We start from the raw sequence: 12,394 nt of genomic DNA on the forward strand, positions 1-12,394 counted from the left end.
CATCAGCCAGGTGTTGCCGGCAACTCGGCCGGTCTTACTTGATCTTGGCTTCCTTGTACATCACATGCTGACGCACGACGGGATCAAACTTCTTGATCTCCATCTTGTCGGGCATGTTCCGCTTGTTCTTGGTGGTGGTGTAGAAGTGGCCGGTGCCGGCACTGGACACCAGGCGGATCTTTTCACGAATGCCTTTTGCCATGGGTGCGTCTCCTTAGACCTTTTCGCCACGGGCGCGCAGATCCGTCAGGACCACGTCGATACCCTTCTTGTCGATGATGCGCATGCCCTTGTGGCTGATGCGCAGCTTCACGAAACGGTTCTCGCTCTCCACCCAGAAACGGTGTTCGTGCAGGTTGGGCAGGAAGCGACGACGCGTCTTGTTATTCGCGTGGGATACGTTGTTCCCGGTCATCGGGCGCTTACCCGTGATTTGGCAGACTCGGGCCATTGGTGTTCTCCGGAAAAACCAGGCTGATTTGAGGAAAGCCGGGAACCTTAGCAGAAGGGTAGGGTGGGAGCAAGTACAGCGCACCGTGCCGGGCCGGTAAGGGGCTGGTGCCCGCTCGGGGTGGCGTATATAGTCCGAGCCCATGGACATCGTCTACATACGTGATTTGAAGGTGAAAACCACTGTCGGCATCTTCGACTGGGAGCGTAGTATCCGCCAGGAGGTGCGCATTGACCTGGAGATGGGCACCGATATCCGCCCCGCGGCCGATTCTGACTGTATCGACCATACGCTGAACTACAAGGCCGTGGCCAAGCGTGTCATTGCCTTGGTGGAAAGCAATGAACGGGAACTGGTGGAGGCCATGGCCGAGGATATCGCCCGCATGGTGATGGCGGAGTTCTCCGTGCCCTGGTTGCGTCTCACCCTGGGCAAGCCGGGCGCGGTCCGCGGGGCGCGGGAGGTGGGTGTGAGTATCGAGCGTGGGGAGCGTGGATGACTCAGCCGGGATCCCAGTTGCGCCGTGCCTTTGTGAGCATTGGCACCAACGTGAACCGCGAGTGGTACGTGGAAGTCGCCCGCCGGGAGCTCCTGGAGGCCTTCGGAGAAGTCACCTTTTCTCCCGTCTATGAGACCGGGGCCGTGGGTTTTGATGGCAGTCCCTTTTACAACCTGGCGGCGGGGTTCGATACGGAGCAATCGCCCGATGCCCTGGTGGCCCGGTTCAAGGCGATGGAGGCGCGTCATGGTCGCAAGCGGGGTGGTGGACGCTTTGCCGATCGCACCCTGGATCTGGATCTGCTGTTACTGGGCGATCTTGTTCTGGAGGCGCCGGGAGTGCAGTTGCCGCGTGACGAGATCACCCGCCACGCCTTCGTGCTCGGCCCCCTGGCGGATATTGCCGCCGACGTGATCCATCCAGTGCTCAATACCTCCATTGGCCGCTTGTGGGAGACCTTTGATCCCGGTGGGCAATGGTTGCGCCGCGTGGCGGTCTAGTCCTCGAATGAGTGCCTGACCGGGGGGCACGAGGGCGCCTGTGCTCACTGCACCGTGGTGCGCCCCCCGTCCACCGGGATCACCTGGCCCGTGATATAGCGGGCATCGCGGATCAGGAACAGGGCCGTGGTGGCGATATCCTCGGGTGAGCCCTCCCGTTTGAGTGCCGTGCGCTGAATCATTTCCTCATGGGTGCCGGCATTCTCCTCCGCTTCCGGCCACAGGATCGCGCCGGGCGCAATGCCGTTCACCCTGACGCGGGGCCCCAGTTCACGGGCCAGGGACTGGGTGAGCATCCATAATCCTGCCTTGGCCGTGCAATACACCGGGTAACCCTTCAGGGGGCGCAGTGCGTGGATATCCACGATGTTGAGGATGCAGCCCTCGCTCTGCCTCAGCGCTGGCGCCAGTGCCTGGGACAGGAACAGGGGGGCTTTGAGATTGGTGCCCATCAGGTCATCCCAGTGGGCCTCGGTGATTTCCCCCAGGGCCGTGGGGTAGAAGGTGGAGGCGTTGTTCACCAGAACATCCATTCGGCCGAAGGCCGCCTTTGCCTCGTTAGCCAGGCGGCTGAGTGCCCCGGGTTCCAGCAGCTCTCCTCCCACCAGATGCACCGAATCGGCGCGCTGGCGATGCAGTTCTTCCTGCAAGGTCCGGGCTTCGTGCCCGGAACTTCGATAGTGGATCACCAGGTTCATGCCCTGCTTGTGCAGGGTGCGCGCCATCTCGGCACCAATGCGGCGGGCGCCGCCGGTGATGAAGGCGGTCTTGCCGTTCAGGTCGGGGTGCTTGGGCTGTTCCATGCGGTTTCCTTGTGCTGCTCGCGAAGCGGTGGGCCGACGGCTTGAGGCGCGGGGCGGGTGGGGCGACAATGCCCCTCCCCATGGCGCCGATCATCTTGGACTGCATGCATGCACGCGGATTCCCCCTTACCCACGCCTGAACCCGAAGCCCTGCAGGTCAGCCAGCACCTGCTGGAACGGGTCAGACAGGAGATTAACGCAGGCGACGGCTGGATGTCTTTCCATCGTTACATGGAGTTGGCCCTGTATGCCCCCGCGTTGGGCTATTACACGGCGGGCAGCCACAAGCTGGGGCGGGGGGGCGATTTCATCACGGCCCCGGAGGTATCGCCCCTGTTCGGTCGTTGTGTCGCCCGTCAGTGTGCCCAGGTGCTGGAGTCTCTGGGGGGCGGCGATATCCTCGAGTTTGGGGCGGGAACGGGTGTTCTGGCGGTAGAGATCCTCACTGCCCTGGAGGGACTGGAATCCCTGCCGGATCGTTACCTGATCCTGGAGCTCAGTCCGGATCTGCGTCAGCGCCAGCGGGCGGCCGTGGCGTTATTGCCCGAGGCCCTGCGCAACCGCGTGCAGTGGCTGGATGCCCTGCCGGAACCCGGGAGCCTGCGGGGCGTCATGCTGGGTAACGAGGTGCTGGATGCCATGCCCGTGCAGGTGTTCCATTGGCATGATGGGGCGGTGCGGGAGCGGGGCGTGGCACTCGGTGAGCGCCTGGAATGGGCCGATCGTCCGGCAGGGGAAACGCTGGCGGACACGGTGCACGTCCTGCATGACACCACGGGCGGCGCCTGGCCATCGGGGTATGTCTCGGAGATCAATCCCGGGTTGTCCGGGTGGCTGCGGGCAGCCGCCGAGTGCCTGGCGGCCGGCGTGATTCTGCTGGTGGATTACGGGTATCCGCGTCAGGAGTATTACAGCCCGGAACGTTATCGGGGCACCCTGATGGCCCACTACCGTCACCGGGCGTTGGACGAACCCCTGGTCTGGCCGGGAATCGTGGACATCACCGCCCATGTGGATTTCACCGCTGTGGCCGAGGCCGGAGAGGCCGCGGGGTTGTCGTTGCTGGGTTATACCACGCAGGCCTGGTTCCTCATGGGCGCCGGCCTGGAGTCGGTCTTTCAGGCGTGTCAGGCCGAGGGCCTGCGCGAGCAGATGGACTTGGCGGCCCAGGTCCGCATGCTCACCCTGCCCGGGGAGATGGGCGAGCGCTTCCAGGTCATGGCCCTGGGGCGGGGTGTACCGGTGCCGCTGATGGGGTTTTCGGGGCGAGACCTTATTCCTCGTCTGTAGTCTCTTCGGCCTTTAGCGCCTTGAGGGCCTGAACGCGTTGCTGTTGCAAGGCCTCGGCAATGGCCGGCCCCTTCAGTCCCTGCGCCACCAGTTCCCGGGCCTGCAGGGCGGCGCAGCGGGCATGGGCGCGGCGCACGTAATCGGCCTGGGGATACGGTCTGGCCTCAAAGCCTGTGCGCCCTCGATAATCCGCTTGGCAGGCCAGCAACACGGATTCCAGGCGCTCGGGGCGACGATATACATCCAGCCCCTCCAGGGTGCGCGCCAGGGTCTGGGGACGCAGTTCAAATACCCGGTGCACAAGCCCGTGATAGCGGGCGACCAGTCGGGCCAGCTCCCGGTAGCGGTTGGGGATCCTGAGTCGATCACACAAGGACTCGATCAGCACCACGCCGCGTTCCTCGTGCCCTCGGTGGCTGGGCAGGATCTCCCGAGGGGTGTTGCCCTTGCCCAGGTCGTGGGTGAGGGCGGCAAAGCGGACCAGCGGATCGTCGCTCAGACGGGTGGCCTGATCCAGCACCATGAACACATGCACACCGGTGTCGATCTCGGGATGGTAGCGGGGGGGTTGAGGCACGCCGTACAGGGCCTCCAGTTCGGGGAACAGCACCGCCAGGGCCCCACAGTCACGCAGCACCTGGAAGAAGGCCGTTGGCGCCGGGGCCTTGAGGGCCTTTTCCGTCTCCTGCCAGACCCGCTCGGGCACCAGGGCATCCAGTTCACCCGTGTTCACCATGTGTTGCATCATCCGGCGGGTCTCGTCGGCCACCTGAAAACCCAGGGGGGCCAGGCGGGCGGCGAAGCGGGCCACACGCAGCACTCGCACCGGGTCCTCGGTAAAGGCGGGGGAAACATGACGAAGCCAGCGATCCCGCAGGTCTGCCTGACCGTTGAAGGGATCGATCAGCCGGTGCTGTTCATCCCGGGCCATGGCGTTGATGGTGAGGTCACGCCGGGCCAGGTCCTCCTCCAGGGTCACCTCGGGTGAGGCATGCACTTCGAACCCATGGTAACCGGGCCCGGTGTTACGTTCGGTGCGCGCCAGGGCGTGCTCTTCGTGGGTGCGTGGGTGCAGAAAGACCGGGAAATCCCTGCCCACCTGGGTGAACCCCTGGTCGAGCATCGCCTGGACGGTGGCCCCCACCACCACCCAGTCCCGCTCCCCGACGGGCAGCCCCAGGAGTTCGTCGCGCACCGCGCCACCCACCAGATAGGTCTGCATGGTCAGCGCGGCGTGCTGCGCAACTGCTGCAGCCGGTTGTGCCGGGTGTGTCCGCCCAGGTATCGAGGCACCACCGATTCCAGGGCGGTGGGGCAATGCCCGCCCGAGGGGCAGATGCTGTCACGCTGGAGCGAATGATAGTTGTCCAGGCTCAGCGGCTTGCCGGGCACGTATTCCATGACCCGGGCCTGCAGCAGGGATAACCTGTCGGACAGACCAATGATCAGTCGTGGCTTTTCCAGGAGCCTTGCCGTGTATTCCACCAGCGCCTTCAGGGTGTAAACCTGGGGGCCGCACAGATCCATGCGCTCGCCGTCGGTGGCCGGATCCCTCATGGCGGTCACGAAGGCTTCGACCACATCGCCCACGAACACGGGCGCAAAGCGGGCGTCGGGGCAGGCCAGGGGCAGCACCGGGGTGATGCGCAGCAGGTTGGCAAAGCGGTTGAAGAAGCTGTCGCCCCGGCCGAAGATCACCGAGGGGCGGAAGCTGGTGACCGCCACCTCGCCTGCCAGGGTGTGCACGATATTCTCTGCCTCGCCCTTGGTGCGCAGGTAATGGCTGGGGCCGCTGGCCGGGTCGGCGTTCAGGGCGCTCATGTGCAACAGTCGTCTCACGCCGGCTTCGCGGGCCGACTCGATCACGGTGTGGGCCAGATCCACATGGGTGTGACGGAAACCGCTGCCATCATGGCCATGCTCGTTTAGAATACCCACCAGGTTGATCACGGCTTCGCAATTCTGGAACTGCGTCCGGAGTACCGAGGCCTCGTGGCAGTCCGCTTCCACCAGCCTGACGCCGGGGAGCACCATCAGGTGCCGGGAGCGATAGGCTCTCCGGGTTAGAACCTTGACACGGTATCCCTGGTCCACCAGTCGGGTGACCAGGTGGCTCCCGACGAAACCCGTGCCCCCCAACACACACACCGTCCGGATGTTCATGCTTTTGTTAGTCCCGTCTTGAAGTACATTGAAAAGGATCGGCAAACCGGCGTCCTGGCCCCCATCGGCCGCGTTCCTCGTCTTGAACGAAGTGGCGGCGGCTTTCCCTAAACACTGTCAACCGGCCGCATATACTAAGGTATGGCCCCCAGCATCCCAAGGAGTTCACCTGTGCCCATGAGTTCTGTCAATCCCGCCAACGGCTCCGTGCTCAATGTATTTGAGACCTGGGACCGGCCGCGTATTGACAAGGCCCTCAGTCAGGCCGAGCGTGTCGCCCCCGCCTGGCGGGGGCTGGCGCTGGCCCAGAAGGCTGATTTAATGCGTCAGGCGGCCCACGTCCTGCGCCACCGACGAGATCACTTTGCCAGCATGATCACCCAGGAGATGGGCAAACTGCTGCGTGAGTCCCGGGGCGAGATCGATCGTTGTGCCACTGTTTGTGACTACTATGCCGATCATGCGGCAGAATTTCTCGCCGATGAGGTCGTGCCCGAGGTGGAGGGGGATGCGCGAGTGGTGTTTCAGCCCCTGGGAACGATCCTGGCCGTCATGCCCTGGAACTTTCCCTTCTGGCAGGTGTTCCGCTTTGCCGCGCCCACGTTGCTGGCAGGCAATACCGCGCTGCTCAAGCATGCCTCCAATGTGCCCCGCTGCGCCTTGGCGGTGGAGGAAATCTTCCGTGACGCGGGTTTCCCTGCCGGGGTCTTCCAGACGCTGATGATTCCCTCCGATGCGGTATCCGACGTCATCCGTGACCCGCGGGTTCATGGTGTCACCCTCACGGGCAGCGAGCCAGCGGGGCGGGCCGTGGCTGCGGTTGCGGGCGAGACCCTCAAACCCTCGGTGCTGGAACTGGGTGGGTCGGACCCTTTCATTGTCCTGGACGATGCGGATCTGGACCGTGCCGTGGAGCAGGCGGTGGTGTCCCGGTATCAGAACGCCGGCCAGAGCTGCATCGCCGCCAAGCGCTTCATCCTCCTGCCTGGCGCCGCCGAGGGTTTCATGGAGCGTTTCAAGGCGGCGGTCAAGGCCCTCAAGCCGGGAGATCCCACACGGGAGGACACCAGTCTGGCCCCCATGGCCCGCATGGATCTGCGCGATGAGCTTCACCAGCAGGTGCAGGACTCCATCGCCGAGGGTGCCGTGCCGGTGCTCGGGTGTGAGCCACTGCAGGGCAAGGGGGCCTGGTATGCCCCGTCGATCCTGGATCGGGTGGTGCCCGGCACCCGGGCCTACCAGGAGGAGCTGTTCGGGCCCGTGGCCAGCATCCTGCGTGCCAAGGACGATGCCGACGCCGTGCGCATCGCCAATGATACCCGCTTTGGCCTGGGTGGCAGTGTATGGACCCGCGATCCCGAACGGGGGGCGGCCGTGGCCCGGCAGCTGGCCTGCGGCAGTACCTTCGTGAATTCCATGGTCAAGAGCGATCCGCGACTGCCCTTCGGTGGTGTGAAAGACTCCGGTTACGGTCGGGAACTGGCCCGGGCCGGTATCCTGGCCTTCGTGAACACCAAGACCCTCACCCTGCGTTGAGAGAGCCCTGACACCCATGGATATGGTCGAACTGGCGATGGATGCGATCAGTGATTACGGCTACTGGGCCCTGGGGGTCTCTCTGGTCATCCTGGCCCCCGAGGCATTGATGCCCTTTGCCGGGTTTCTGGCCCACGAGGGGTTGCTGAACCTGTGGCTGTCCATCCTGGCAGGTTCCCTTGGGGGCACGCTGGGTTCCGCGCTGATCTATCTGCTGGCCCGACGGGCCGGCGAGGGGCGCATGCGGGATCTGGTTCGGCGCCATGGTCGCTGGGTACTGGTGCGCGAGTCCGATCTGGACCGGGTGCTGGGCGTGTATGCGCGAAGAGGAGACTGGATCGTGGCCGGGGGGCGGATGATCCCCACGGTGCGCAGTCTGGTGTCCATCCCGGCCGGGCTGCTGCCCATGCCCTGGGGGCGTTTCCTTGGTCTGACCTTTCTGGGAACCTTTGCCTGGAACAGCTTCCTGGGAGGGGCGGGATATGCCCTGGGTGCACACTGGAGTGCCCTGAAACCCTACTTGGGCGTCTATGGGGCCCTGATGATGGCCATCGTGCTGTTGGTGTTGGGGATCTTCGTGATACGCCGTCTGCTGGAGCAGGGCATCAAGGGGCAGTGAGAGCGATGGGGCAACACCGTACGTGACAAGAATTCGGAAAGAGGGGCGGTCGGTGGCGTCATCGAGGTTCTGGATGCTGTCGGGATTTCTTGTCGTCCTGTGCCTGGGGGCCATGCCGGCCCTGACTGAGCCGTCCCCCGATGTCCCTGTCATCAGTGAGATCCGCTTCGAAGGCAATCGGGTGACCCGCGAATCGGTCATGCGCCAGGAGCTGACCATCCGTGGCGGAGACCCCCTGGATGCCCAGGCCCTCGAGCACAGTCGCCAGGCCCTGATGAACATGGGCCTGTTCCGGTCGGTGGCATCACGGGTGGAAGTCACCGACGGCGAGGCCGAGGTGATTTTCTCCGTCAGTGAGAAGTACTATATCTTTCCCTTGCCGAGGCTGAGTCGCACCTCTGATGGCGATATCCGTTACGGCGGCGATCTGCGTTTCGATAATTTTCTCGGTTACAACCAGGTGCTGAGAATGCGTCTGCAATGGGAGGATGCTGGCAGCGATACCTCCGAGGAGGCGTCCCGTACCTTCTCGGTCAGCTACAGTATCCCCCGCATTCCGCGTACCGCCTGGGGCCTGAGTCTGTCTTTTGAGGACGACTCGGTGGTGGAGTCTGCCTCGGCAGAGGACGGTCATGGCAAGCACGACAAGATGACACAGCAGTGGGGTGCTTCCATCACCCGCTGGCTGGATCGACAGGGACCCAGCACCGGCTGGCGGGCAAGCCTGGGCGTGAACCGGGAGGAGCGACGCCATGAAGCCCATGCACCTGGCGGGGCGGTACCCGAGGATGCCCGGGTGCTGAGCTGGAGTGGGGGGCTTGGCTTTACCGATGTCGCTGACCTGGGCAGGCGTCGGGAGGGGGTGGAATACGGGGTCTCCGTATCTTTTGGTGGGCGGGCCATCGGATCGGATACCAGCCACCAGGATCTGAGCCTGTACTACCGGGCATACCGGCCCCTGGATGATCATGAACTGGCCGCCAACCTGAATTATCAGGCCCGCTTCGCCGTCGCTGGTCGTACCGCTTTTGGCGATGAGGCCTATTCCCTGGGGGGCGGCAGCAATCTGCGGGGGTATCCCCGGGATTACCGGGAGGGAGATCTGCTCCTGTTGCTTAATACCGAATATCTGCGACCCTTGTTCGGGCGCGCCGATGTGCGGGGGGTGGGATTTGTGGATGTGGGGGGTGTCTGGCCGCGACGGGATATAGACTTGTCCGACGTTCATCTGGGCGCTGGGCTGGGCTTGCGTATCAACCTGCGCTGGTTCGTGCGTACCGATCTCCGGCTGGACTACGCCTATGGGGTCAGCGCCAACGACTCCCGGGTGTATGCCGGCACCAATCACGCGTTCTAGGCGCTTTGGCAGCATTTGCGGCATTGGGGCGAGCGCTTTTACTGTCGGGTGGTCCCCTGTAAAGTATTGATAACATGGTCTTCAAACGTCCTGAATCCGTTCTGGTGGTGGTCCACGATGAGGCTGGTCGGGTGCTGTTGCTGCGCCGTCGCATACCGGCGGATTTCTGGCAATCGGTGACCGGCAGCCTGGAATGGGGGGAGTCCCCTGTCCAGGCTGCCCGTCGTGAACTGGAGGAAGAGACGGGTCTGTGTGCCGATGGCCTGGTGAATCTGCATCGACAGGTTCGCTTTCCCATCGTATCTCCCTGGCGGGAACGGTATCCCCCCGATGCCGATGAGAACCTGGAACATCACTTCACCCTGCGCGTACCGGCGGGGACAGCCATTCGGCTCAGCCTCCACGAACATGGCGAATATTGCTGGCTGCCCAGGGATGAGGCGGCCCGTCAGGTGGCCTCCTGGACCAATGCCGAGGCGATCTTGAACTGCGTGCCCAAAGGCCTGGATTCCCAGGATGCGTGAGGCCGTAGTCTACGTACATGGCCTGTGGATGACCGGTCTGGAGATGGGGCTGCTGGCCCATCGACTGAGTCGGCAGGGCTTTGCCGTGCACCGTTTTCGCTATTCCAGTATCCTTGCCACGCCCGAAACCAACGCGGCCCGCCTGGATGCCTATCTGCGTACCCTCGATGCCGATGTGATTCACCTGGTGGGGCATAGCCTGGGTGGGCTGGTGATCATGCACCTGTTCCATCAGTTTCCTCTGCAGCGACCGGGTCGGGTGGTCATGCTGGGCACGCCGGTTTCCGGCAGTGGCGTGGCCGCCGCGCTGGCGCGCTGGTCCCTGACCCGCTGGACCCTGGGGTGCAGTGTCCAGCGGGGGCTGTTGGGGGATGCGCCCCGCTGGAAAGGCGGGCGCGAACTGGGCATGATCGCCGGCGCGCGTGGCCTGGGCGTCGGGCGTGCCCTGGGAGCCGCGCCGCCGGGTGAGGGCGACGGCACGGTCGACCTGGACGAGACCCGGTGCGAGGCAGTGACCGCGCATCTCACCGTGCCCTACACCCATTTCACCCTGCTCACGGCCCGGCCGGTGGCCCAGGCAGTCTGTGCCTTTCTGCGCACAGGGGATTTTGCGGGTCGGACCACCCATTCATGATGCCTCCGAGGCATAGTATCCAAGAGCAACCAACAGAAGAGATCACATGGCCGGACATAGTAAATGGGCTAATATCCAGCACCGCAAGAATGCTCAGGATGCCAAGCGCGGCAAGCTGTTCACCAAGCTTATCAAGGAGATCACGGTGGCCTCCCGCATGGGTGGCTCGGATCCCGATTCCAACCCCCGTCTGCGCCTGGCCGTGGACAAGGCGCTGGATGCCAACATGACCAAGGACACGGTGGAGCGGGCCATCAAGCGTGGCGCCGGGGAACTGGAAGGGGTCACCTACGAGGAGATTCGCTACGAGGGTTACGGCCCCGGCGGTGCCGCCCTGATGGTGGACTGCATGACCGATAATCGCAACCGCACGGTTGCCGAAGTGCGCCATGCCTTCAGCAAGTGTGGCGGCAACCTGGGGACCGATGGCTCCGTGGCTTATCTGTTCGATAAAAAGGGCGTGCTCAGCTACCCGGAAGGGCTCGATGAGGAGCGCATCATGGAGGCTGCCCTGGAGGCGGGTGCCGAAGACGTGGTGGTCAACGATGATGGTTCCATGGAGGTGCTCACCTCCCCGGATGAATACGAGACTGTGCGTGAGGCCATGACCGAGGCTGGGTTCAAACCGGAGCGAGGCGAGGTGACCATGCGCGCCGCCACGGCCAGCAGTCTGGACGTGGACAGCGCTCAGCAGGTACTCAAGCTCCTGGACATGCTGGATGACCTGGACGACGTGCAGAATATCTATACCAACGCCGACTTCCCGGACGAGGTCATGCAGGGCATGTCCTGATGCGGGTCATCGGTATTGACCCCGGCTCCGTGGTGACGGGATACGGGGTGCTGGACACCGACGGGCGTCGCAGCACCTATGTGGACAGCGGCTGCATTCGCGTCAAGGGCGAGGAACTGCCCGAGCGTCTGGGTTTCATCTTCAGACAGGTGCAGGCGATCATTGCCCGGCACCGGCCCGACACCATGGCGGTGGAACAGGTCTTCGTCTCCCGTAACCCGTCCTCGGCCCTGAAGCTGGGTCAGGCGCGTGGCGCCGCCATCTGTGCCGGCGTGGAGGGCGGGCTCACCGTCGCCGAGTACGCGCCCCGGTCAATCAAGCAGGCGGTGGTGGGTACCGGGGCGGCGGCCAAGGAGCAGATGCAGCATATGGTGACGATGATCCTGGAGTTGCAGGCAACGCCTGCCACGGATGCCGCTGACGCACTGGCCGTGGCCCTGTGCCATGCCCATACCCATGCCACCCTGTCCCGTTTGCCGGCAGGGTTTGCCAGGAGAGGTCGATGATCGGACGTTTGCGTGGTGTGCTGGTGCTCAAACAGCCGCCCCAACTCATGGTGGAGGTGAATGGCGTGGGGTATGAACTGGAGGCGCCCCTGTCCACCTTCTATGAGCTGCCTCAGACCGGTGAGGAGGTGATCCTGCACACGCATCTGCATGTGCGCGAGGATGCCCATGTCCTGTTTGCCTTCGCCAGCCCCGACGAGCGGGCGTTGTTCCGCAGCCTGATTCGCGTGAGCGGCGTGGGCGCCAAGATGGCCCTGGCGATCCTGTCGGGCATGAGTGCCGAGGCCTTTCACCGCTGCGTCATGGACAACGACATCACCACGCTCACCCGCCTGCCGGGAATCGGGCGCAAGACCGCCGAGCGCCTGATCATCGAGATGCGGGACAAGGTGACGGCGCAGATTCAGGCTCAGGGAACCCTGGGGGGGGGCGGGACCATCGCCACCGGCCCGACTGATCCGACCGGCGATGCCGTTGCCGCCCTGGTCTCCCTGGGCTACAAGCCCCAGGAAGCCAGCCGTCTGGTCAGCAAGGTGGAAGGGGAGTCTGACAGCAGTGAAGACATGATCCGGCGGGCACTGAAGGCCACGCTGAAGAACTGACGGTCCGGCCCTCACCCCAACCCCTCTCCCGCCAGCGGGAGAGGGGCTTCAGCTCCCTTCTCCCCTGGGGGAGAAGGGCTGGGGATGAGGGGGAGGCGGCGGGCCTGGAGCCCAAAT

Annotated in this window: 16 protein-coding genes; 11 read left to right on the forward strand and 5 right to left on the reverse strand. The window is 64.2% G+C overall.

What is annotated here, in order from left to right; translation table 11 throughout:
- Window positions 1-34: 34 nt before the first annotated feature.
- Entirely contained in the window at window positions 35-202 is a 168-nt protein-coding gene (gene rpmG, locus BMY52_RS03325; protein WP_025280648.1) for a 50S ribosomal protein L33, read from the reverse strand.
- A gap of 12 nt (window positions 203-214) precedes the next feature.
- On the reverse strand, window positions 215-451 hold the full coding sequence (gene rpmB / locus BMY52_RS03330) for a 50S ribosomal protein L28 (RefSeq protein WP_090250912.1): 237 nt from the start codon (window positions 449-451) through the stop codon (window positions 215-217).
- Window positions 452-593: 142 nt separating this feature from the next.
- Here rpmB and folB point away from each other — a divergent pair, with 142 nt between their 5' ends.
- Both folB and folK read left to right on the forward strand, forming a co-directional pair.
- Window positions 594-950, forward strand: coding sequence for a dihydroneopterin aldolase (gene folB / locus BMY52_RS03335; protein ID WP_090250914.1), 357 nt, complete (start codon window positions 594-596; stop codon window positions 948-950).
- Window positions 947-1,450, forward strand: coding sequence for a 2-amino-4-hydroxy-6-hydroxymethyldihydropteridine diphosphokinase (gene folK / locus BMY52_RS03340; RefSeq protein WP_245740531.1), 504 nt, complete (start codon window positions 947-949; stop codon window positions 1,448-1,450). The genes folB and folK overlap by 4 nt, the downstream gene beginning before the upstream one ends.
- 44 nt (window positions 1,451-1,494) lie before the next feature.
- Here the strand turns inward: folK and BMY52_RS03345 are convergent, their stop codons facing one another.
- A complete protein-coding gene (locus tag BMY52_RS03345) occupies window positions 1,495-2,253 on the reverse strand; it encodes a pteridine reductase (RefSeq protein WP_090250917.1) in 759 nt (252 codons plus the stop codon).
- A 108-nt stretch (window positions 2,254-2,361) separates the two neighbouring features.
- Here BMY52_RS03345 and BMY52_RS03350 point away from each other — a divergent pair, with 108 nt between their 5' ends.
- The gene (locus BMY52_RS03350; protein WP_090250920.1) at window positions 2,362-3,543 is read left to right on the forward strand and encodes a class I SAM-dependent methyltransferase; all 1,182 of its coding nucleotides are present in this window, start codon (window positions 2,362-2,364) and stop codon (window positions 3,541-3,543) included.
- On the opposite strand, the gene BMY52_RS03355 is transcribed toward BMY52_RS03350, so the two are convergent.
- Window positions 3,527-4,765, reverse strand: a complete 1,239-nt coding sequence (locus BMY52_RS03355) for a multifunctional CCA addition/repair protein (protein WP_090250922.1) — start codon at window positions 4,763-4,765, stop codon at window positions 3,527-3,529. The genes BMY52_RS03350 and BMY52_RS03355 overlap by 17 nt on opposite strands.
- 2 nt (window positions 4,766-4,767) lie before the next feature.
- A complete protein-coding gene (locus BMY52_RS03360) occupies window positions 4,768-5,706 on the reverse strand; it encodes a complex I NDUFA9 subunit family protein (protein WP_090250925.1) in 939 nt (312 codons plus the stop codon).
- 177 nt (window positions 5,707-5,883) lie between these two features.
- On the opposite strand from BMY52_RS03360, the gene BMY52_RS03365 reads away from it, so the two are divergent.
- From BMY52_RS03365 to ruvA, 8 genes are all read left to right on the forward strand, one after another.
- Window positions 5,884-7,242 (forward strand): NAD-dependent succinate-semialdehyde dehydrogenase, encoded by a 1,359-nt coding sequence (locus tag BMY52_RS03365; RefSeq protein WP_090250928.1) that lies wholly within the window; start codon window positions 5,884-5,886, stop codon window positions 7,240-7,242.
- A gap of 16 nt (window positions 7,243-7,258) precedes the next feature.
- Entirely contained in the window at window positions 7,259-7,861 is a 603-nt protein-coding gene (locus BMY52_RS03370) for a DedA family protein (protein ID WP_090250930.1), read from the forward strand.
- Between the two features lie 73 nt (window positions 7,862-7,934).
- The gene (locus BMY52_RS03375) at window positions 7,935-9,218 is read left to right on the forward strand and encodes a BamA/TamA family outer membrane protein (protein ID WP_245740534.1); all 1,284 of its coding nucleotides are present in this window, start codon (window positions 7,935-7,937) and stop codon (window positions 9,216-9,218) included.
- 74 nt (window positions 9,219-9,292) lie between these two features.
- Window positions 9,293-9,742, forward strand: coding sequence for a dihydroneopterin triphosphate diphosphatase (gene nudB, locus BMY52_RS03380; protein ID WP_090250933.1), 450 nt, complete (start codon window positions 9,293-9,295; stop codon window positions 9,740-9,742).
- Window positions 9,735-10,376, forward strand: coding sequence for an esterase/lipase family protein (locus BMY52_RS03385; protein ID WP_090250936.1), 642 nt, complete (start codon window positions 9,735-9,737; stop codon window positions 10,374-10,376). Before nudB ends, BMY52_RS03385 begins: the two co-directional genes overlap by 8 nt.
- A gap of 46 nt (window positions 10,377-10,422) precedes the next feature.
- Window positions 10,423-11,169, forward strand: a complete 747-nt coding sequence (locus BMY52_RS03390) for a YebC/PmpR family DNA-binding transcriptional regulator (RefSeq protein ID WP_090250938.1) — start codon at window positions 10,423-10,425, stop codon at window positions 11,167-11,169.
- Window positions 11,166-11,675: a crossover junction endodeoxyribonuclease RuvC gene (ruvC, locus tag BMY52_RS03395; protein ID WP_177169830.1), complete on the forward strand. Its 510-nt coding sequence runs from the start codon at window positions 11,166-11,168 to the stop codon at window positions 11,673-11,675. Before BMY52_RS03390 ends, ruvC begins: the two co-directional genes overlap by 4 nt.
- On the forward strand, window positions 11,672-12,277 hold the full coding sequence (gene ruvA / locus BMY52_RS03400) for a Holliday junction branch migration protein RuvA (protein WP_090250944.1): 606 nt from the start codon (window positions 11,672-11,674) through the stop codon (window positions 12,275-12,277). The genes ruvC and ruvA overlap by 4 nt, the downstream gene beginning before the upstream one ends.
- Window positions 12,278-12,394 lie beyond the last annotated feature (117 nt).

Origin of the sequence: Ectothiorhodospira marina (genome assembly GCF_900109495.1) — a bacterium.
GTDB classification, from domain to species: domain Bacteria; phylum Pseudomonadota; class Gammaproteobacteria; order Ectothiorhodospirales; family Ectothiorhodospiraceae; genus Ectothiorhodospira; species Ectothiorhodospira marina.

Coding starts and splice junctions, on each gene's coding strand:
- rpmG (WP_025280648.1), bottom strand. CDS start 202: ATGGCAAAAGGCATTCGTGAAAAGATCCGCCTGGTGTCCAGTGCCGGC.
- rpmB (WP_090250912.1), bottom strand. CDS start 451: ATGGCCCGAGTCTGCCAAATCACGGGTAAGCGCCCGATGACCGGGAAC.
- folB (WP_090250914.1), top strand. CDS start 594: ATGGACATCGTCTACATACGTGATTTGAAGGTGAAAACCACTGTCGGC.
- folK (WP_245740531.1), top strand. CDS start 947: ATGACTCAGCCGGGATCCCAGTTGCGCCGTGCCTTTGTGAGCATTGGC.
- BMY52_RS03345 (WP_090250917.1), bottom strand. CDS start 2,253: ATGGAACAGCCCAAGCACCCCGACCTGAACGGCAAGACCGCCTTCATC.
- BMY52_RS03350 (WP_090250920.1), top strand. CDS start 2,362: ATGCACGCGGATTCCCCCTTACCCACGCCTGAACCCGAAGCCCTGCAG.
- BMY52_RS03355 (WP_090250922.1), bottom strand. CDS start 4,765: ATGCAGACCTATCTGGTGGGTGGCGCGGTGCGCGACGAACTCCTGGGG.
- BMY52_RS03360 (WP_090250925.1), bottom strand. CDS start 5,706: ATGAACATCCGGACGGTGTGTGTGTTGGGGGGCACGGGTTTCGTCGGG.
- BMY52_RS03365 (WP_090250928.1), top strand. CDS start 5,884: ATGAGTTCTGTCAATCCCGCCAACGGCTCCGTGCTCAATGTATTTGAG.
- BMY52_RS03370 (WP_090250930.1), top strand. CDS start 7,259: ATGGATATGGTCGAACTGGCGATGGATGCGATCAGTGATTACGGCTAC.
- BMY52_RS03375 (WP_245740534.1), top strand. CDS start 7,935: ATGCTGTCGGGATTTCTTGTCGTCCTGTGCCTGGGGGCCATGCCGGCC.
- nudB (WP_090250933.1), top strand. CDS start 9,293: ATGGTCTTCAAACGTCCTGAATCCGTTCTGGTGGTGGTCCACGATGAG.
- BMY52_RS03385 (WP_090250936.1), top strand. CDS start 9,735: ATGCGTGAGGCCGTAGTCTACGTACATGGCCTGTGGATGACCGGTCTG.
- BMY52_RS03390 (WP_090250938.1), top strand. CDS start 10,423: ATGGCCGGACATAGTAAATGGGCTAATATCCAGCACCGCAAGAATGCT.
- ruvA (WP_090250944.1), top strand. CDS start 11,672: ATGATCGGACGTTTGCGTGGTGTGCTGGTGCTCAAACAGCCGCCCCAA.